This window comes from Alkalihalobacillus sp. TS-13 (assembly GCF_019720915.1).
Taxonomy (GTDB): domain Bacteria; phylum Bacillota; class Bacilli; order Bacillales; family Fictibacillaceae; genus Pseudalkalibacillus.
The window spans coordinates 15,425-36,710 of the sequence record NZ_JAHKSI010000010.1; the positions used below are offsets into that span (position 1 = coordinate 15,425).

Genomic DNA, 21,286 nt, shown 5'->3' on the forward strand with positions numbered 1-21,286 from the left:
AAAAAGGTTTCAAATTTTTCGGAGGTTTTTCATGAAAATTAAAGAAATTATCGTGGTTGAAGGAAAAAGTGACACGATTGCAATAAAAAGGGCCCTTGAAGCAGATACCATCGAAACGAACGGTTCCGAAATAAGTGCCTTTACAATTGATAAAATAAGGCTTGCCCAGGATCGTAGGGGTGTAATTGTGTTTACGGATCCTGATTTTCCGGGTGAGCGGATCAGAAGGATCATCCGTGAGCAAGTTCCTGGTTGCAAGCATGCTTTTCTTCCGAAAAAAGAAGCCATCGCCTCAAATAAAAGCGGTGTCGGTATCGAACATGCCACAGATGATTCGATAAGAGAAGCGTTGAAAGATGCCCGGGAAGATCATTTTAATGAAGAAATCGAAATGATTTCATGGCAGGATTTGATCGATGCAGGTCTTATCGGAGGGAATCTAGCGCGTTCCAGACGTGAAAAGCTAGGCACTTTTTTAAAGCTGGGATACAGTAATGGAAAACAGCTTCACAAAAGGTTAAAAATGTTTCAGATCAGTCAGGATGAATTCAGGAAAGCCATGCAAAAGGTTCTTGAGGAGGAACAGTTATGAGAAAGGATATAGCAACACCTCAATATACAAAGTCGATACTAGATAAGCACAAATTTACATTTAAAAAGAGTCTTGGACAAAACTTCCTGATCGATCGGAATGTTCTGGATAAGATTGTTGCAGCAGCTGACGTCAGTTCTGAAACAGGTGTTATTGAGATAGGACCAGGAATAGGATCATTGACAGAACAGCTTGCAAAGAAAGCAAAAAAAGTGACGGCGTTTGAGATTGACCAAAGACTTATTCCGATTTTAGAGGACACTCTTTCTGATTATCCCCATGTCAAGGTGATCCACCAGGATGTGCTGGAAGCTGATCTCAAGGAAGTTATCGAAGTAGAATTTTCCGGGGTCGAAGATTTGATGGTAGTTGCTAATCTCCCTTATTACGTAACGACACCGATCATCCTAAAATTATTGACAGAACGGATACCGATCAGGGGGATCGTGGTGATGATCCAGAAGGAAGTTGCTGATCGTATGGCGGCCAAGCCAGGTACGAAGGACTATGGGTCTTTATCGATTGCTGTCCAATACTATGCAGTGGCAAAATCAGAAGTAAAGGTTCCCAAAACGGTATTCGTCCCTCAGCCGAACGTTGATTCATCGGTTATATCATTGACATTAAGAAAACAAGCGCCTGTTCATGTCGAAGATGAAAATTTCTTTTTTGAGGTTGTGCGATCAAGCTTCGCACAAAGACGAAAAACATTGTTGAATAACCTGCAAAACAATTTATTTTCTAAAGAGCAAAAGTCGATGATAGAGGGAGCATTACAAGAAACCGGTATCGATGGGAAACGTAGGGGAGAAACGTTATCGATTGAAGAGTTCGCCCGTTTATCCAATGCTTTGCTGCCGTTGAAAAGGGTATAACTTTCCTGGGATCATAATGTATAAGTTCATAGAGCCATAATGACAAGGGGTGGCCACAAGCGTCAGCCCTTTTTTTGTGAGCTGATACATCAATGCCTCGTCATCGGTTGCTTTTTCTTTATCATTTTTCTGCGTGTGTGTACATAAGTTAGAAGGGTAACGTAATTTTCTTTTTTCATAAGAATTCACTTTTTTTCAGTGCAACCATTTCCCAGTCCCAAAAGGGCTTATGCTGGTTGCTTTGTAATTTGACACTCAAATAACCACTTTCGCCCGAGGGGGAAATTGTATGACGATACAAAAAGGGGATATCGTTGGGAGACGCTCATATCAGTGCGATCTTTTATTCCGTGTAGTAAAAATATCTGAAGATGAAAGCATTGTAGAGCTTGCAGGGGAAGATATGAGGTTGATTGCTGATGCCCCTTTGGATGATCTGGTGATAATGAACCGGGATGAGCAACAGCAAATTAAAAAGAAGATTATTGAGAAAGAAAAGTCCTCTTTCCGGTTGTTTAGACAGGATTATCAACTGCTGCGGCATAAGATGGAGTATTCCGCCACTGGTGGTTATGATAAGAACAACTCGTATTTCAAGCTTCCGGGAAAAGTTCTTCATGTCGATGGTGACCCTTACTATCTGAATAAATGTCTAGAACTTTATAAAAAGTTGAACGTACCTGTGTACGGCATTCATATGAAGGAATCTGAAATGCCTGAAAAAGTACCAGCACTTCTTGAAGAGGTTGCACCGGACATTTTGGTTATCACTGGCCATGATGCTTACTCAAGCTCTAAAGGTGAAAAGAATGACCTACAGGCTTACAGAAATTCCAAATATTTTGTCCGCACAGTAAAAGATGCTAGGAAGAAAAATCCCAATCTCGACCAATTGATGATTTTTGCGGGAGCGTGTCAGTCCCATTTCGAGTCGTTGATCCGAGCAGGAGCGAATTTTGCCAGTTCACCTGCACGCGTGAATATCCATGCCTTAGATCCAGTTTATATTGTGTCGAAAGTAAGCTTCACTTCCTTCGTAGACCGGATCAATGTATGGGAGGTTTTACGGAATACTATTACAGGAGATGACGGTCTCGGAGGTGTTGAGACAACAGGTTTTTTGAGAACAGGGATGCCGATCAAGAGCCAAGAAAACAGCAACAGCCAGTCCACTACTGCGGAGGTATAGTGGACCAAGCTGGCATCCAAAGATTATTCGACAAAACTTCATCATCCTGCTGCTTCCTTTTTCCCGCTCCATAATTTTGTACAAGTCCACATAATATGCAAAATTTAAGGCAAACTAGGAAAAGATTGAAAAAATATACGTATTACCGTTGACAAGGATAAAGGAGGATTGCTATAATTTTAGTTTTATTTTGACAAAATGCATCAAATGATGTTATAATTTGTCTAAGTGAGGTGTAGTAAATGGGTAAAACAATTCCTGATATAAAGCGCGTGTTAGAAGGGCAAGTAGGTAAACGTCTTACGCTTAAAGCAAACGGGGGACGACGTAAAACCATCGAACGAAGCGGCACCTTAGAAGAAACGTATCCGGCGGTCTTCATCGTAAAACTTGATCAGGATACAAACGCATTTGAAAGAGTATCATACAGCTATGCTGATGTATTGACTGAAACCGTTGAACTTACATTTGATGAGGATACAGCGAGTGGAATGATGGTAAGTGGGCAGTAGGCATTCATGTCTAACTGCTTTTTTACTTGGCGCTGGATTTAATTTGATGTTGAAATATAGAGACGTTAAATTTGCCGAATGATAACGGCAAAGTGCAGCCATTATTAATACGAAATTGGCGACACTCCTACGGGAAAAGCGATCCCAGGCAAGTCCATGCAGTGAGGATGCAGAGAAGTGATGTCTAGCTTCATCGCCTAACCACTTGGCACACTTCACTCCTCCAGTGTCTTTTACTTTTTTGTTTATTATGCGAAGAAATTATTGAAATTTAGGATACATAAGGAAATAATAAATCCTTTCCGGTGGCCTAATACTAATCATACACGTAGTAGTGATTAAGTATTTGAAAGGGGCTGCTAGCATTATGGGCAGAAGACGCGGCATGATGTCAGAGCAATTAAAAGAAGAAATTGCAAAAGAATTAGGCTTCTATGATACCGTGCAAAAAGAAGGCTGGGGAGCAATCCGATCAAAAGACGCTGGAAACATGGTAAGACGTGCAATTGAAAAAGCACAAGAACAAATGACGAAATAACTACTACGTTTTGGGGCGGACTCTTTAATTGAGCCGCCCTTTTTTTATAGGCTCTCTCATGATTTATTCAAAGAGAAATTTTTTTAAGCGATATTTGCAGTACTCCTGTTGGAAAAGTGTGTCACGGGAGAGGAAATCACCTCAGTAAAAATAATAAACCATTAAAGGCTGGTTCAAGATGTAAACACTTTTCCGATTTAAGATTTGCAAGAAGAGCGTTGAAAATACATAATTGAAGTTGATATAGTCGGTTTTAGAAAATAAGTAGGTGATTTTAATGAAAATATCAGTTAAGGCCCCAGCTAAAATTAATTTGTCGTTGGATGTCCTACATAAAAGGAAAGATGGTTATCACGAAGTTGAAATGGTCATGACGACCATCGACCTTGCTGATCGTATTGAATTGACGTCTATAGATCAGAATGAAATTACAATCGACTCTACAGGTGGATATGTTCCTTTTGATGAGCGTAACCTGGCATACCAGGCGGCTGATTTGATAAAGAAAAAATTCAATCGCCGTGAAGGGGTGCGGATATCCATCGATAAACAGATTCCTGTATCGGCTGGTTTGGCAGGAGGAAGCAGTGACGCAGCAGCTACTCTGAAGGGTTTAAACCAGTTATGGGATTTGGGACTTTCTACAAAAGAACTGGCGACACTTGGAGCAGAAATCGGTTCAGATGTATCCTTTTGTGTGTATGGCAGTACTGCCCTTGCCTCAGGACGAGGAGAAATCATCCGTCAGATTCCCTCACCACCCCCATGTTGGGTCGTATTGGCGAAACCATCCATTGGTGTCTCGACAGCAGATGTGTACCGTATGTTGAAGATCGATGATGTCGAACATCCTGATACCCAAGCGATGCTAAAGGCGATCGAGGAAAAGGACTATGATAAAATTTGTGCGTCATTAGGAAATGTATTGGAATCCGTAACACTAGAACAGCATCAGGAAGTTCGTCACATAAAAGAACAAATGCAGCGTCTTGGTGCCGAGGGGGTATTGATGAGCGGAAGCGGCCCGACAGTTTTCGGATTGACAATCTATGAATCCAGAGCTCAGAGGATCTATAACGGCCTCCGAGGTTTTTGCAATGAAGTCTATATGGTGCGGATGCTCGGTGATGCAGAATAGCAGGTTGAAAAAACACGTACAAAAGTGGTATATTAACCTTAAAATATTCGGTTTTGGAGGAATCAAGCATGAAATTAAAGCGGAGCGGAAGGCTTGTGGATTTAACGAGATATCTCCTCCAGCATCCCCACCAACTCATATCTCTATCATTTTTCAGTGAACGCTATGGAGCAGCGAAATCTTCCATAAGTGAAGACTTGTTGATCATAAAAGAAAACTTCGAAGGGCAAGGTGCTGGCTTGCTCGTCACCGTTCCAGGTGCAGCAGGAGGTGTGCGGTACATCCCTCGCGTATCAAAACAAGAAGCTAGTGAAGTTATCGAGGAGCTTAAGGAATTACTAAGTTCTTCTGAACGGGTGTTACCTGGCGGATACCTTTATATGACAGATATCATCGGCAATCCTTCGATTATCGATAAAGTCGGAAGGATGTTCGCATCAGTTTTTGCAGGACGAAATATCGATGTCGTGATGACGGTAGCCACTAAAGGCATTCCCTTAGCGTATGCCGTAGCATCGTATCTCAATGTCCCGGTCGTTATTGTCAGGAGCAACAGCCGTGTGACAGAAGGATCTACTATGAGCATCAATTATGTCTCCGGCTCGACGAAACGGATCCAAACCATGGCTTTAGCGAAAAGAAGTCTGCAATCCGGTTCGAACGTACTGATTGTAGATGACTTCATGAAAGCGGGGGGAACGATCAAAGGAATGATGGATCTGCTGCAGGAATTTGAAGCAAATATGGTCGGGATCGGTGTCCTAGTCGAGTCCGAAGAAGTCCAAGAAAGGCTTGTTGATGATTACATTTCTGTCGCAAGACTTTCACATGTGGATACCAGAGAGAAGAAGATACAAGTTGAAGCAGGAAATTATTTAGATCGAATGGAGGATGATCAATCTTGAAACTGATTCACACATCCAATGCACCGGAAGCGATAGGTCCCTATTCCCAGGGTGTTATCGTGAACAATATGTTCTACAGTTCGGGGCAGATTGCATTAACTGCAGAGGGGAACCTTGCTGGAGATGATGTTGCAACTCAAACCCATCAAGTCTTTGCAAATTTGAAAGCTGTATTAGAAGAGGCAGGCGCGTCATTGGATACTGTCATTAAAACCACGGTCTTTCTTAAAGACATGGGCGATTTCCCTGAGGTCAATGAGATATACGGCGGTTACTTTGAAACACACAAGCCTGCTCGATCTTGTGTTGAGGTATCGAAGCTTCCAAAAGACGTTAAAATCGAAATAGAAGTAATCGCACTTGTAAAATGATCTGGGATAGACCCTGCCGCAGTTTTGCGGCAGGGTTTTTTTGAAATTTAGGTCTGCCAAGCACTTCGACGTGGTAGTTTTTTATGAAGACAGTCAGTGGAAGGTTTTTGTGTTTTGTAGATAATCTTGTTTTTGTAGATACGCAACTCATTTTTGCAGGTAATTTCAAATTTTTGTAATTTACCATCTGTTTTTTGTAGATAAATCCGAATTTCATATAAGCTGACCAATCATTTAACCTTATTTACGGCCAACCTCTGCCTTTTATGAATAATTACAAACCAATTTTGCCTTAATAAATCTGTTTTTCTCCTATATTTGGATAAAAACATCGATTTTTGAAAAGGTTTAAGTTTTTGCTGGCGGTCCCAAAAGCTTCCTAACTTGCGCAGGATCTCAACATAAAAATGAAACCGGGACTGCGATAAGAATTCTTAGAAGCTTTCCTTGATGTTAAACCAAACTCATCCGACGCGATTCGGCTTTCATGAGCATGCCGCCGAGGGGGGGGGGTTCCATGTTTTGTTCGCTTTGTTTTTTAATTTTAACGTTGAGTACTTAAAATAAGGCTATTTCCAGAAGTTTGTTTCAATTGAAACCTTTTGATTTGATAAAGAGAGTGATACTAACCTGTAAGCGGTGGAATGTATGAGACTCCTGCGGGAATAGCGAGCCAAGCGAGACCCCACAACGAGGAACGAGCGAGGAGGCTTGCGGATCGCCCTCAGAAAGTGAGTATATTTCACCACCATAACGACAGCATTTTGAGAAATCAACAAATGAGAATAACTGCACCTCTTATTAAAACCTTACTAAATTCAACCCTCCTTAAAATTATTTAATTTTTCAATTATTTTTTATATTTAGAGAAGGAAAATGTTACTAGTATGTTGAATGTACATAATACGCTGGTATTTATAAAAAAGGTGGTGTGTTTTTACAAAATGGAAGTAACTGATGTAAGACTTCGACGAGTGAACACAGATGGACGCATGAAAGCCATTGCTTCAATCACCATCGATCATGAATTCGTTGTTCATGATATCCGTGTGATTGATGGAAATAACGGGATGTTTGTTGCGATGCCTAGTAAACGAACTCCAGATGGAGAATTTCGTGACATCGCTCATCCGATCACCTCAAACACTCGTGAAAAGATCCAGACTGCTGTGTTAACAGAATACCATCGTGTAGGGGAATTGGAGTCCGCTTTAGAAGAAGCAGGTGCATCCTAATCTACGCATCTAAGAACCTGATCAACGTGATTGGGTTCTTTTATTTATATTTAAGGCTCTGTTAAAGGACCTTGTTGATTTTAAGGGGAATGTACGACACTCCTGCGGGAAAAGCGAGCCATACGAGACCTCGCAGCAGGGAGGCTCGCGGATCACCTGTGGAAAGGGAGTGAATTTCGTAGAATTCCAACAATAAAAACTAGCCATATTATAAAATTTTACATAGGAAAATTTTTCAGAAGAGAAATTTCCGACAGATCTGCGGGAACATTGATCCAGGTGAGAGGTTGATATTGAACAATTTAGGTCTCCTGTGTCCGTTAGCCTATTATTTAAAAAGTCTAAAGTAGACATACAAGACCGAAACCATTGGTACCAACAAGAAATTTCAGAGCTATTTATTAAAAATGAAATGATGAATATCCTCCTACTGTTGATTGAAGGATGGTACAAATTACACAGAATGTTTCAATCTAACGACAAAAGCCCCGTTTCCTTGAATATGACAGCATTATGAGATATATTCATAATGGAATTATAGGATTACGAGCATTGGAGGATATTTATGACGAAACGTTATGCAGTTGTGCTGGCAGCTGGACAAGGTACCCGCATGAAATCTCGTTTATATAAAGTACTGCACCCTGTTGCTGGAAAGCCGATGGTTCAGCATGTCGTCGATCAGATCAAGAATGTTAATGTCGAAAAGATCGTGACGGTCATTGGACATGGAGCTGAAAAGGTGAAATCCCAGCTTGGGGCAGATATAGAATATGCCCTTCAAGAAGAGCAGCTAGGAACAGGCCATGCGGTCATGCAAACCGAGGGGCAGCTCAGAGAATTGAATGGAACAACCCTTGTGGTATGTGGAGACACACCATTGATTTCATCTGAAACGATGGAGGCACTCCTTACACATCATGAAAAGGAAAACGCGAAAGTGACCTTGTTGACCGCTCATGCAGAGGACCCTGCTGGTTACGGAAGAGTGATCCGGAACGAGGATGGAACAGTGGCGAAAGTCGTTGAACATAAAGACGCATCTATGGAAGAATTGGCAGTCCAAGAAATCAATACAGGCACGTACTGTTTTGACAATCAGACATTATTCGAAGCTCTAAAACAGGTGAATAACGATAATGTACAGGGCGAGTATTACTTGCCTGATGTCATTGAAATCGTGAAAACCCAATCTGAAACAGTCGCAGCTTATCAAACGCCATCCTTTGATGAAACGATCGGTGTCAATGATCGCGTCGCTTTATCGGAGGCAGAAAGACTGATGAAAGTAAAGATCAACACGCAACACATGAGGAATGGTGTGACGATCATTGATCCGCAGCAGACTTACATCAGTGCAGATGTGACGATTGGTAAGGATTCCGTCATTTTTCCGGGTACAGTGCTGTCTGGTGAAACCTCAATCGGCGAAGATTGTGAAATTGGTCCGAACAGTGAAATTAAAGATAGTCAAATCGGGAACGCTACAGTCATCCGCCAATCAGTCGTCCACGATAGTGATGTCGGAGAGAAAGTAGCGATCGGTCCGTTTGCACATATCCGACCGCAATCGAAATTGGGAAATGATATCAAAGTTGGTAATTTCGTCGAAATCAAAAAGTCCAAAATGGATAATGGCAGTAAAGCATCTCATTTAAGCTATATCGGTGACGCTGAAATCGGAAAAGATGTAAATCTTGGATGTGGCTCTATTACAGTCAATTATGACGGGAAAAACAAACATCTTACAAAGGTTGAAGATGGTGCCTTTATCGGCTGTAACTCCAATTTGATTGCACCGGTCACAGTAGGTGAGAATGCATACGTCGCTGCTGGTTCGACTATAACGGACAATGTTCCGGGGGAAGCCCTTTCCATAGCTCGCGCTCGTCAAACGAATAAAGAAGGTTACGTTTCCAAAATACAAGATAAGCAAAACAACCACAGGGGGTAATGGATCAATGTCTAAATACGAGAATTCGAAACTAAAAGTTTTTACATTGAATTCGAATGAAGACTTAGCAGAAGAAATCACAGAACATATTGGGGTGCACATGGGTAAATGTTCTGTACAGCGTTTCAGTGATGGAGAAATTCAGATTAACATTGAAGAAAGTATCCGAGGTGGTGAGGTCTATGTGATTCAGTCTACATCATCACCGGTCAATGAAAACTTGATGGAACTCCTTATCATGATCGATGCCTTGAAGCGTGCATCTGCCAAAACGATCAATGTCGTGATTCCATACTATGGATATGCAAGGCAGGATCGTAAAGCTCGTTCAAGAGAACCGATCACAGCGAAGCTTGTCGCGAATTTATTAGAGACAGCAGGTGCCACACGTGTGATCACGATGGATCTCCATGCACCGCAAATCCAAGGTTTCTTCGACCTCCCTGTAGACCAATTGTTAGGTGTTCCGATTCTAGGTAATTATTTCGAAAGCAAGAATCTTGATGACATTGTTGTCGTATCCCCGGATCATGGAGGCGTAACCCGTGCTCGTAAATTAGCAGATCGATTGAAAGCACCAATCGCGATCATCGATAAGCGTCGTCCACGCCCTAACGTTTCTGAAGTCATGAATATCGTCGGTAACATCGAAGGCAAGACAGCAATTTTGATTGATGATATCATTGATACAGCAGGGACTATCACATTAGCCGCAAACGCATTGATCGAAAACGGTGCTAATGATGTCTACGCTTGCTGTACACACCCTGTCTTATCTGGACCAGCAATTGAAAGGATCCAGAATTCGAAAATTAAAGAACTTGTGGTGACGAATTCAATTGCATTACCAGAAGAGAAGTTCATCGACAAGCTGACTCAGCTTTCAGTGGCTCCACTTCTTGGTGAAGCGATTATCCGTGTCCATGAACAACAGTCCGTAAGTAAGCTTTTCGATTGATTTTCCTCCAAGAAATGAGCAGCATGATGTTTGAACCTATCTGTTTTCGGGTATAGTTTTAAAATAGCAACTGACACAGGAAGGTGATTTCGTTATGGCTATTGATTTAGATGCAACAGTAAGAGATGATTTTACTCGTTCAACTACTAGAAGATTGCGTGAGGAAGGGCACGTTCCAGCGGTTTTCTATGGAAATGGTGACAGTAAGCCGATCTATCTTGATCGTGTAAATTTCATCAAATCCATACGTGAAGGTGGCATAAATGCTGTCATCAACTTGAAAATCGGCAAGGACAAGCATTCTGCAATGGTTCAGGATTTACAAATCGACCATTTGAAAGATCTGATCATCCACATTGATTTCAGAGAGATCAATTTGAATGAAGAAACAGATGCTGATGTCCCTGTACACCTCGTCGGTGAAGCCGCAGGCGTGAAGGAAGGTGGAGTTGTCCAGCACTCCTTACACGAAATTACTGTTAGAGCGTTACCAGCGGATATTCCTGGTGAGATCGAAGTGAATATCGATGAATTGAATATCAGTGATGCATTCACTGTCGCTGACATCAAAGAAAATTCCTCATATCAGATTATGAACGATCCTGAAGAAGTCGTCGTTTCTATCGCACCGCCTACAGAAGAACCTGAGGAAGAAATTATTGATGATGAAGAGCAAGAACCAGAACTTGTCGGTGAAAGAAAAGAAGCTTCAGAAGATAATGAAAACCAAGATGCATCTACAGAAGAGGAATCAAAAGAGTAATCAGATCATACATTCATGAGAGGCGTAGCCGCTTTGGTTGCGCCTTTTTCTACGTGTTGTATGAAAGTGATCCAACCTGATAGAAGGATGGAACGATTTTATATGGAATAAAATAAGTATATTCATATGAGGAGTTCGGAATGATGATAAACAGGATTCTGCAGATGTGGAAAAAGGAAGGGTTTGAAGAAATGAAGGTCATTGCTGGTCTGGGGAATCCCGGAAATCAGTACGAGCATACACGGCATAATGTCGGATTCAAAGTGATCGATCATCTTTCAGAAAGTCTATCGATTCCATTAAATAAACAAAAATTCAACGGACTATTTGGCATAGGCAAAGTGAATGGACATAAAATATGTTTATTAAAACCTTTGACGTATATGAACCGCTCGGGAGACTCCGTCATTCCTCTGATGAAATATTATAAAGTGGATATTGACGACCTTCTTGTCATCTATGATGATTTGGATCTGGTACCCGGAAAGCTTCGCTTACGTGAAAAAGGAAGCGCAGGCGGACACAATGGGATGAAATCGATCATCCAACACCTGGGCAGCCAGGATTTCAAACGTATACGGATTGGAATTGGCCGCCCAGAACCTGGAGAGGCCGTTCCTGATTATGTACTAAAATCATTCCGTCCCGATCAACAAGGCCCTATCAAGGAGGCTTTACAACGATCTGCTGACTCATGCGAATGTTGGATTGATACGCCATTTTCCCAAGTGATGAACCGATACAACGGATGAATAGAAACATGTCTCCACGACCATAATGGTAGTAAATGAGTCACCAAGGAGGCATAGGATGGCTGTCTATTATTCATGCAAACATTGCGGGGTACACATCGGTAAACTGGATGTGTCTTCAACGGCTTCGACGAATCTAGGTTTTGACCATCTATCTGATCAAGAACGCGAGGAATATATCTCCTATGATGATCAGGGGCATGTTTACGTTAAATCAATTTGTGAGGATTGTTATGAGATGCTACGGAGAAACCCAGATTTGCACGCATTGGATACATTTATACAGTAAACGGCTTTGGTTTTAACACCAAGGCATTTTCTGTTGTTGAAAAAAACTAATCTCTAAAGGTTTGTTGCTGCTAAAGGTAATATGAAAGCTTTGTTAGCGGTGAAATATTCGAGACTCCTGCGGGAAAAGCGAGCCAGGCGAGACCCCGCAACGAGGAACGAGTGAGGAGGCTTGGGGGGATCGCCCGCGGAAAGCGAGTATATTTATCGTGCTATTATAACGAAAAATGTTAGAAACATTGATTTTTACTAACTTGAAAATGTCTTTAACTACATGAACGATTCAACAACAGGTTTTATAGATATATAAGTTTTGGGAATTTGACTCCCATCCTGACGGGAAGGAGATAACTTGCATGCAAGGTTTACTTACGTATTTTTGTGATAATGACGACTTCCACTCCCTCGCTACAGGACTTTCAGAAGGCCTTCGTGAACAACTTGTTTCGGGGCTGTCAGGTTCTGCGAGAACGCTGTTGATGGCTTGTCTTTATCAATCGGATGAACGGGCGCAGCTTGTCGTCACACATAATCTTTTTCAAGCGCAGAAGCTCTATGAGGATCTTACCGCTTTACTAGGAGAGGATACCGTTCATTTATACCCGGTCAATGAATTGACTTCGGCAGAAATCGCGATCGCCAGTCCGGAATTGAAATCCCAGCGTATCGATGTCCTCAATCATTTGAGTGATGGAGCCAAGGGCATCGTCATCACCCCGATTGCGGGACTACGCAGAATAATTCCACCGTCCGAGGTATGGCGCAATAGCCATATCACTTTTACAAGAGGAACGGATATCAACCTTGATGAAGTGAAGAATCTGCTGATCGCAATGGGATATGAACGTTCGGATATGATCACTTCACCAGGTGAATTCAGTATCCGCGGTGGAATCATGGATATTTTCCCGCTCACAGAATCTAATCCGATCCGAATTGAACTTTTTGATACGGAAGTGGATTCGATCCGTTATTTTGATGTTGAAACACAGCGGTCGGAAAAACAATTGAAGAAAATCAAAGTCGGTCCTGCCGAAGAAATCATTTTGTTTCCTGAACACTTTGAAAGAGCTGTAACGAAGGTCGAACTCGGACTAGCAAGATCCTTGCAAAAGATCAAAGACAGTGGAGTGAAAGAAAAGCTCACGGAACATATCGGTTATGAGGTTGAACAGCTCAAACAAAAGCAAGCTTTCCAGGGGATGTACAAATACATTTCCTACTATTACGATAAGCCTGCTAGTTTGCTAGATTATTTACCGGATGATGCTCTGGTCATCATGGATGAAATCAGCCGAATCCAGGAAACATCCGCACAATTCGAGAAGGAAGAAGCAGAGTGGCAGACGACATTATTGAACCAGGGGGAAATTTTGACCGGAATGACACTATCCCATCAATATGATGAGATCGTCAATAAACCTGGTTTCATGTTCCTATATCTATCTCTGTTCTTAAGGCATGTGCCACATACAAACCCGCAGAACATCATCAATATGAGCTGTAAAGCGATGCAGAATTTCCATGGACAGATGAATGTACTGCAGACTGAACTCCAAAGGTGGCGCAAAAGCAAGGATGCCGTCGTCTTTCTTGCTGCGAATAAAGAACGGGCGAAACGTCTCGAACGAGTCACAGAGGATTATAATATCGATGCTGTACTCGTTGAAGGAGACACACCACTGACACCTGGAAAGAACCATATCATGATCGGTGACTTGAACGGTGGATTCGAACTCCCGATGCGGAAGCTTGTTGTATTGACGGAAGAAGAAGTATTCACCAAGAAAACTTCTCGTAAACCGCGCAGAACTCAGAAAATGTCCAATGCTGAACGCATCAAGAGCTATTCCGAGTTGAAAGTCGGCGATTATGTCGTACACATCAACCATGGAATCGGAAAATATCTAGGGATTGAAACACTTGAAATCAACGGAGTACACAAGGATTACCTCCACCTTAGATATGCTGGCGATGATAAGCTGTACGTCCCAGTCGAGCAAATTGATCAAGTACAGAAATATGTAGGTTCAGAAGCAAAAGATCCTAAAGTTTACAAGCTTGGCGGCAGTGAATGGAAAAAGGTGAAAAGCAAGGTACAGTCGTCCGTCCAGGATATTGCCGACGATTTGATCAAATTGTATGCCGAACGGGAAGCGACAAAGGGATATGCATTCTCGGAGGATGGTGCCCTCCAGCAAGAATTCGAAAGTGTATTTACGTATCAAGAGACCGAGGACCAGCTTCGTGCAATTCAAGAAATAAAAGAAGACATGGAAAAAGAAAGACCAATGGATCGATTGCTTTGCGGGGATGTCGGTTATGGTAAAACCGAGGTCGCAATTCGTGCTGCCTTCAAAGCGATCAACGATGGCAAACAGGTCGCCTTCCTTGTGCCGACGACGATTTTAGCACAGCAGCATTACGAAACGCTGATGGAGCGTTTTGCGGAATTTCCTGTGACGATCAAATCATTGAGCAGATTCCGAACCCGAAAAGAGCAGACAGAAACACTAAAAGGGTTAAAACAAGGTACAGTCGATATCGTCGTGGGGACTCATCGTCTACTTTCAAAGGACATCCAGTTCAAAGAATTGGGACTGCTTATCATTGATGAAGAGCAACGCTTCGGTGTAACCCATAAGGAAAAGATCAAACAGATGAAAACCACGGTAGACGTTCTGACATTGACAGCAACTCCCATTCCGAGAACATTACACATGTCGATGCTTGGGGTACGGGATCTCTCTGTCATTGAAACCCCTCCTGAGAATCGTTTTCCTGTCCAAACATATGTCGTCGAATACAGCGGCAGTATGATCCGGGAGGCAATCGAACGGGAACTATCAAGAGGCGGGCAAGTTTATTTCTTATATAACAAAGTGGAAACGATCCAACAAATGACAGAGCAGATTTCCCAGCTTGTGCCGGATGCACGTGTTGCGTATGCACACGGTCAAATGCGCGAGAATGAACTTGAATCTGTCATGATCGACTTTTTAGATGGGAATTATGATGTCCTTGTCAGTACGACGATCATCGAGACAGGTGTCGATATCCCTAATGTGAACACCCTGATTGTCCACGATGCGGATAAAATGGGGCTTTCTCAGCTGTACCAGCTTAGAGGACGTGTCGGACGTTCCAATCGTGTCGCCTATTCCTATTTCATGTATCAGCGGGATAAGGTGTTGACTGAGATAGCTGAAAAGCGTCTACAAGCAATTAAGGAATTCACCGAGTTGGGTTCAGGTTTCAAAATCGCCATGCGTGACCTGTCCATACGGGGTGCGGGAAATCTGCTTGGTGCTCAGCAGCATGGATTCATCGACTCTGTAGGTTTTGATTTGTATTCGCAAATGTTGAAGGATGCAATTGAAGAACGGAAAGGTGAAAAACCGAAGAAGAAAGAAATCGACCTCGAGCTGGACTTGAACGTCGATGCTTATATTCCTGCTTCCTATATCAATGATGAAAAGCAGAAGATCGATATGTACAAACGATTCAAAGGATTGACGAGTTTTGATGATGTCTTCGATCTGAATGATGAAATGATGGATCGTTTTGGGGAGTATCCTGAGCAAGTCGCCAATTTACTTGCTATTGCTCGAATCAAGCTATATGCAGAACAAGAGAAAATAGAAAAGATCGAGCAAAATACGAAGAATGAAGTCCAAATCCTGATTTCAAAAGAAACAACACAGCATCTTGATGGAAGTAAATTGTTCGATATCGTCAATAAAATCGGTCGTCATGTGAATTTAGGGATGGTCCAGGACCAGATCAAAGTCATCATCAATAACAAACGACTTACAGATGACCAGCTTCTGGCTGTCATAGAAGAGATTCTGCAGCAGTTCCCTAAAGCGAGGAAGGAAGCAGTTCAAGCATAGAATAGTCTTGTATTACCTGTGATCGTTACCTTTTATAGTACTTTTTTGAATTTCTTGTGAAGAATTTTCCGTATTCTGTGAATAGATTAGGACAACGTACGGATACTAAAGGCAAATGAATGGTATTTTTACTCATTAATACCATGAATGCTATTGTATCTCCATTATCTTGCAACGTTAGGAAAGTGAGGGCAACAAGAATGAAAGCCACAGGTATCGTACGTCGTATTGACGATCTGGGTCGGGTCGTCATTCCTAAGGAAATCAGAAGAACCCTGCGGATTCGCGAAGGGGATCCTCTTGAGATTTTTGTTGATCGTGAAGGGGAAGTCATCCTGAAAAAGTATTCTCCTATCAGTGAACTTGGGGATTTCGCCCAGGAGTATGCTGAATCCTTATATGAGCATACACAGCATATTACATTAATATCAGATCGTGATGCATTCATCGCTGTAGCTGGTGGAGGGAAAAAGGACTACTTGAATAAGAATATCGGAAAAGTGATTGAAACGTCGATGAGTGATCGGAAAACTGTCGTATCGAGCCAGGCCACATCTGTTGAAGTAGTTGATGGCAATAGTGAGACAGTCTCCCATATCATCGCACCTATAGTAGCGAATGGAGATCCTATCGGTGCCGTTGTTTTACTTTCAAAAACGGACAAGCAGGTTGGCGACATCGAACAGAAGTTAGCTGAAACCGCAGCCGGTTTCTTAGCCAAACAAATGGAACAATGAGAGGAAGAAGCAGGTGATCTGCTTCTTTTTCGTTTCTACAGGTTTTGTAAATCGTAATTTCAACACTCCTGTGGGAAAAGTGATCCAGGCGGGACATAGTTAGCCATGTTTTCAGTTAACGGACACCAGAGCCGTTATTTGTGAATATAATCGGTGTTTCTGAATTTTACCGGACATCAGAGCCGTTATTTGTGAATATAGCAGCTGATTTTCTATGATATTTGTGAAATAAGGTCCCTGGTGTCCGTTAAGTTTTTAAAATGCCATTGTTTTGGTCAATTAAGGTCTCCTGTGTCCGTTACCGGGTAAGTGCAACTTGATTTCAGGGATAGAGTAAGGAAAGGAGGCATGCAGAATTAGGCCAATACATAGAAGAGATGTCTATCTTCACGACCAGTCAATTAGCTCACTTCAGACTTCCCTGCGGTGGGCTATGCATTGATTGACATCTTATGTGTAGCCAACGGAAAGGAAATGAATTTAGTTAGCAAAACGAAACTGCATGGTAACGCTACTCAGATTCAACATATTTAATTCGTGATATAATGGCATGGATGTGTATTTGTTCTAGCAGCAGCGTACTAGATTACCAAGACGCTTGTGTTTTTTAAGGATGTGTAAATGAAGTGAATTATATAGATGTTCAGAAGTCATTCTGGAAAGGAACCCTCGTCATTTCAGGGGCAGCATTATTTGTAAAGGTGCTGAGCGCTTTTTACAGAATTCCTTATCAGAATATAGCGGGAGATTTGGGTCTTTACGTTTATCAGCAGGTGTACCCTTTCTATGCGATTGCTTTCGCTTTAAGCCTGTATGGTTTTCCGCTGATGCTTTCGAAAATCATATCTGAAAATGAAAAAAATCAAGTTAAAAATACATTGACGACCACTTTCATCGGATTGAGCAGTTTTTTTATACTGGTCTTTTTTCTATTGTATAGTACGGCACCAATGATTGCTGAAGCAATGAATGATCCGTTACTTGTAAGCCCACTTCGAATGTCGTCTTACTCTTTTTTATTCGTTCCGCTTCTATCGGTGACAAGAGGCTACTTCCAGGGACAAGAGGACATGACCCCGACTGCAATATCTCAAGTTTTTGAACAGTTCGTTAGAGTGGCTATGATTTTACTATTGACGATCTGGTTTGTTTCACAAGGTGCTGACCGGTATCTGGTTGGTACGGCAGCTGTTTTCGGTGGATTAGCCGGAAGTCTTGTATCCGTTATCGTGTTGGTGCTATTCCTCCGTAAACAAAAATTGAAAATGGATACTCCTGAAAAGGTATCGTTTCGAGAAACCCTGACTATCATGGGGACAGTTTTGAGAGGTGGTATCGCGATATGCATTACTGCTGTCATGCTTGCGTTATTTCAATTGATTGATGCCTTACAGGTAGTGCCGGGGTTACAGGTTAGCGGTATGGAAGTGTTGGATGCGAAGGTGTACAAAGGTGTATATGACCGTGGCCAACCGTTGCTTCAATTAGGTACAGTGATAGCGACTGCAATGGCACTGCCTTTGATTCCTTTCATAGCTAAATCGAGACAGGTCAAGGATGATGGGCAAATCAATACGTTCGCAGGGTTATCATTGAAATTCAGCTTCATTATCGGCGGCGCGGCAGCTGTTGGGCTGGCTGTGATCATTGTTCCGACGAATATTTTTTTGTACGAAGACAGCAATGGATCCTTCGCCCTCGGAATATTAGGGGCAGCGGTTTTCTTCGGATCGCTTGCAATCACCTCCTCTGCAGTATTGCAAGGACTCGGTAAAATCGGTTTTCCGGTCTTATTCATTCTTTTAGCGATGGTGTTAAAAGCGGTCTTGAACAGTTTTCTATTGCCGGTGTACGGCATTTCCGGTGTAGCGTTAACCACTGTGATCAGTACTGCGTTCGTAGCCTTATTTAATTTGTTGGTTGTGCAGAGATTGACCTATGTCTTCAATGTGCAGAGGTTTTACAGTGGAAAAGTGCTCGTATCCTTAATTCTGATGGCTCTTACCACGTTTTTATGGAAAGAGCTATGGTTCTTTCTCCTTCCGGAAGGAAATCGTGCAGCGGCTGGCTTTACTGCTGTCTCAAGTGCATTGGTCGGAGCAGGTGTGTATGTGGTTGCACTTGTCTATTTGAACGTATGGAAATACGAAGAAATCGTCATGCTTCCTAAAGGGAAACGTCTAGTGAAATGGTTTTATAAAGAAAGGAGCGGTGAAAATGACTAATACGATAACAGTTGTCGGAGTAGGTGCGGGAGATCTTGAACAAATTCCATATGGTGTGTATAAATTGCTGAAAGAGGCTGATAGAGTTTTTCTTCGCACGAAGGAGCACCCTGTGATTGAAGAACTTCAAAAAGAAGGATTAGTATTCCAGAGCTTTGATGAACTGTATGAACAAGAGGCAGAGTTTGAAAATGTGTATGAAGAGATCGTCCGTCACTTGTTGAAGGAAGTGGAAAACCGTAATCTCATCTATGTGGTGCCCGGTCATCCCTTAGTAGCTGAACAGACGGTACAGCTCCTTTTACAAAGAGAGCAAGAAGAGGGTCCTGCCATTGAAATACGAGGCGGACAGAGCTTTTTGGATTCGATGTTCCAGGCATTGAAAATCGATCCGATTGATGGTTTCCAACTGCTTGATGGAACTGTACTTTCTGCAGAACAGCCTAACATCCAACAGCATGTCATCGTTGCGCAGGTTTACGATGCAATGATTGCTTCTCATGTGAAGTTGTCGTTGATGGAACGTTATCCAGATGACCATCCTGTACATATTGTCACTGCAGCTGGATCTCGCAATGAATCGATTGTTTCTGTGCCGCTTTTCGAAATGGACCGCCATGTAGAGGTGAATAATTTGACGGCTGTATATGTGGAACCAATCCAGGATGCCAATCTATTGAGTAGGGAATTCACACAATTACGGAATGTCATCCGTACATTGAGAGGACCGGACGGTTGTCCTTGGGATAAAAAACAGACTCATGAAAGCCTTCGCCGCTACCTGCTTGAAGAAGCCTACGAAGTAATTGAAGCAATCGATAACGAAGATGATGAGCATTTGACTGAAGAGCTGGGGGATGTGCTGCTCCAGGTGATGCTCCATGCCCAAATCGGGGAGGATCATGGTTATTTTTCAATCGATGATGTGATTAAAACCCTGACAGAAAAAATGATACGACGTCACCCGCACGTTTTCGGCGAGAAGACCCTCGATACAGCCGAGGAAGTAAAACAGACGTGGGATGAAATCAAAAAAGCTGAAAAAGCAAATGATCCCCAACATTATGTTGAATCGATCCTAGATGGAATTGATCAATTCCCTGCATTGATCCGAGCTGAGAAATTACAAAAGAAAGCCGCGAAGGCAGGGTTTGATTGGGACCATATCGAACCGATCCTCCATAAGATCAATGAAGAACTGTCCGAGCTTCAAGAAGCCGCAAAATCCGCCAATCGTGATGAAATGGAAGGCGAGCTTGGAGATTGTTTATTTGCACTCGTCAATCTGTCCCGTTATTATGGGATTGACCCTGAGTTAGCTCTTACTCGGACGAATCGCAAGTTCTATAGTCGCTTTCGTCATATTGAAGAAGAGCTGAGAAAGAAAGATGTCTCTTTTGAGGATGCATCGCTAGAGGAAATGGACTTTTTCTGGGAACAAGCAAAAAAAATGTCTAAAAAGAAGGATTCTAACTAGATGTAGAGAATTTTATTCTTTGGAATGGTCAAAGAAAGCGCTCCTCATGCGAATTTGTCTATCAAACAAACGAAAACGAAAAAAATTAGGAGGTACATAAAATGAATAAAAATGATCTAGTCAACAATATCGCTGAAAAAGAAGGTCTTACGAAGAAAGACGTTGAATCAGTAGTGAACAGTCTTTTGACAGAAATTACAGATGCTCTTAAAGAAGGCGACAAGGTACAGTTTGTCGGTTTTGGTACTTTTGAGACAAGAGAACGCTCAAGCCGTACAGGACGCAATCCTCAAACTGGTGAAACAATTGAAATTCCAGCATCTACAGTTCCTGCATTCCGTGCTGGGAACAAGTTGAAAGAAGCCGTAAAATAAATGCGTTTAGATAAGTTTTTGAAGGTTTCTCGCTTGATCAAACGACGTACTGTCGCCAAAGAGATATCTGATCAAGGAAGAATCCTCATTAACGGGAATGCCGGGAAGGCGTCCTCAAACGTCCAACCTGGAGATGAACTTCAGATCCGTTTTGGACAAAAAATTGTTACAGTCAAAATAGAAGACTTAAAAGAGACAACAAAAAAAGAAGATGCTGCATCCATGTATAAAGTGATAAGTGAAACCCGTGTGAACGAGGGCTAGTAATCAGGGTGCAGAGCTTCAAACCGTAATTTATTACGAGGGGTTAAATATAAGAAAGGTCGATCACAAAAATTGTGAGGCAGTCTGGCCACCATTTCAAAGCATAAGATTTTTAATGTTTTTGAAATGAAGTGGTATCTTCTGCTGAACATATGTGGTCGATCTTTTTTAATTTGGCATTAGCGAGTATTCTATATTTACAGATCAGGATGCTCTCATAGGCTTGTTCTAAAAATGCCCCGTTCC

General features: G+C 42.1%; 20 protein-coding genes. All 20 read left to right on the forward strand.

Annotated features, from left to right (window positions below; all coding sequences use genetic code 11):
• Positions 1-31 precede the first annotated feature (31 nt).
• The 20 genes from rnmV (at position 32) to KOL94_RS24305 (ending at position 21,040) form a co-directional block, all read left to right on the forward strand.
• Complete coding sequence (rnmV, locus tag KOL94_RS24210) at positions 32-592, forward strand: ribonuclease M5 (RefSeq protein ID WP_221569241.1); 561 nt, start codon at positions 32-34, stop codon at positions 590-592.
• Positions 589-1,467: a 16S rRNA (adenine(1518)-N(6)/adenine(1519)-N(6))-dimethyltransferase RsmA gene (gene rsmA, locus KOL94_RS24215; protein WP_221569242.1), complete on the forward strand. Its 879-nt coding sequence runs from the start codon at positions 589-591 to the stop codon at positions 1,465-1,467. The genes rnmV and rsmA overlap by 4 nt, the downstream gene beginning before the upstream one ends.
• A 289-nt stretch (positions 1,468-1,756) precedes the next feature.
• Positions 1,757-2,656 (forward strand): sporulation peptidase YabG, encoded by a 900-nt coding sequence (gene yabG, locus KOL94_RS24220; RefSeq protein WP_221569243.1) that lies wholly within the window; start codon positions 1,757-1,759, stop codon positions 2,654-2,656.
• A gap of 242 nt (positions 2,657-2,898) precedes the next feature.
• Positions 2,899-3,168, forward strand: a complete 270-nt coding sequence (gene veg / locus KOL94_RS24225; RefSeq protein ID WP_221569244.1) for a biofilm formation stimulator Veg — start codon at positions 2,899-2,901, stop codon at positions 3,166-3,168.
• Between the two features lie 367 nt (positions 3,169-3,535).
• The gene (locus KOL94_RS24230; RefSeq protein WP_221569245.1) at positions 3,536-3,706 is read left to right on the forward strand and encodes a small, acid-soluble spore protein, alpha/beta type; all 171 of its coding nucleotides are present in this window, start codon (positions 3,536-3,538) and stop codon (positions 3,704-3,706) included.
• Positions 3,707-3,983: 277 nt separating this feature from the next.
• The gene (ispE, locus tag KOL94_RS24235) at positions 3,984-4,844 is read left to right on the forward strand and encodes a 4-(cytidine 5'-diphospho)-2-C-methyl-D-erythritol kinase (RefSeq protein ID WP_221569246.1); all 861 of its coding nucleotides are present in this window, start codon (positions 3,984-3,986) and stop codon (positions 4,842-4,844) included.
• A gap of 68 nt (positions 4,845-4,912) precedes the next feature.
• The gene (gene purR / locus KOL94_RS24240) at positions 4,913-5,749 is read left to right on the forward strand and encodes a pur operon repressor (protein WP_221569247.1); all 837 of its coding nucleotides are present in this window, start codon (positions 4,913-4,915) and stop codon (positions 5,747-5,749) included.
• Positions 5,746-6,120 carry a RidA family protein gene (locus KOL94_RS24245; RefSeq protein ID WP_221569248.1) on the forward strand — a complete coding sequence of 125 codons (375 nt, stop codon included), beginning with the start codon at positions 5,746-5,748 and terminating at the stop codon, positions 6,118-6,120. Before purR ends, KOL94_RS24245 begins: the two co-directional genes overlap by 4 nt.
• Before the next feature lie 944 nt (positions 6,121-7,064).
• Positions 7,065-7,355 (forward strand): septation regulator SpoVG, encoded by a 291-nt coding sequence (spoVG, locus tag KOL94_RS24250; RefSeq protein WP_221569249.1) that lies wholly within the window; start codon positions 7,065-7,067, stop codon positions 7,353-7,355.
• Positions 7,356-7,920: 565 nt separating this feature from the next.
• Positions 7,921-9,309 carry a bifunctional UDP-N-acetylglucosamine diphosphorylase/glucosamine-1-phosphate N-acetyltransferase GlmU gene (gene glmU / locus KOL94_RS24255; RefSeq protein ID WP_221569250.1) on the forward strand — a complete coding sequence of 463 codons (1,389 nt, stop codon included), beginning with the start codon at positions 7,921-7,923 and terminating at the stop codon, positions 9,307-9,309.
• A 7-nt stretch (positions 9,310-9,316) separates the two neighbouring features.
• Entirely contained in the window at positions 9,317-10,267 is a 951-nt protein-coding gene (locus tag KOL94_RS24260; RefSeq protein WP_221569251.1) for a ribose-phosphate diphosphokinase, read from the forward strand.
• A gap of 94 nt (positions 10,268-10,361) precedes the next feature.
• Positions 10,362-11,030: a 50S ribosomal protein L25/general stress protein Ctc gene (locus KOL94_RS24265; RefSeq protein ID WP_221569252.1), complete on the forward strand. Its 669-nt coding sequence runs from the start codon at positions 10,362-10,364 to the stop codon at positions 11,028-11,030.
• Positions 11,031-11,221: 191 nt separating this feature from the next.
• Positions 11,222-11,782 carry an aminoacyl-tRNA hydrolase gene (gene pth / locus KOL94_RS24270; protein ID WP_221569282.1) on the forward strand — a complete coding sequence of 187 codons (561 nt, stop codon included), beginning with the start codon at positions 11,222-11,224 and terminating at the stop codon, positions 11,780-11,782.
• 58 nt (positions 11,783-11,840) lie between these two features.
• Entirely contained in the window at positions 11,841-12,071 is a 231-nt protein-coding gene (gene fin, locus KOL94_RS24275) for an anti-sigma-F factor Fin (RefSeq protein ID WP_221569253.1), read from the forward strand.
• A 355-nt stretch (positions 12,072-12,426) separates the two neighbouring features.
• Complete coding sequence (gene mfd / locus KOL94_RS24280; protein WP_221569254.1) at positions 12,427-15,963, forward strand: transcription-repair coupling factor; 3,537 nt, start codon at positions 12,427-12,429, stop codon at positions 15,961-15,963.
• 200 nt (positions 15,964-16,163) lie between these two features.
• Positions 16,164-16,700, forward strand: coding sequence for a stage V sporulation protein T (gene spoVT / locus KOL94_RS24285; RefSeq protein WP_221569255.1), 537 nt, complete (start codon positions 16,164-16,166; stop codon positions 16,698-16,700).
• Positions 16,701-17,326: 626 nt separating this feature from the next.
• On the forward strand, positions 17,327-18,925 hold the full coding sequence (locus KOL94_RS25710; protein ID WP_221569256.1) for a putative polysaccharide biosynthesis protein: 1,599 nt from the start codon (positions 17,327-17,329) through the stop codon (positions 18,923-18,925).
• Positions 18,918-20,402: a bifunctional methyltransferase/pyrophosphohydrolase YabN gene (gene yabN, locus KOL94_RS24295; protein WP_221569257.1), complete on the forward strand. Its 1,485-nt coding sequence runs from the start codon at positions 18,918-18,920 to the stop codon at positions 20,400-20,402. Before KOL94_RS25710 ends, yabN begins: the two co-directional genes overlap by 8 nt.
• A gap of 101 nt (positions 20,403-20,503) precedes the next feature.
• Positions 20,504-20,776 carry an HU family DNA-binding protein gene (locus KOL94_RS24300; protein ID WP_221569258.1) on the forward strand — a complete coding sequence of 91 codons (273 nt, stop codon included), beginning with the start codon at positions 20,504-20,506 and terminating at the stop codon, positions 20,774-20,776.
• Positions 20,777-21,040, forward strand: a complete 264-nt coding sequence (locus KOL94_RS24305) for an RNA-binding S4 domain-containing protein (protein WP_221569259.1) — start codon at positions 20,777-20,779, stop codon at positions 21,038-21,040.
• Positions 21,041-21,286 lie beyond the last annotated feature (246 nt).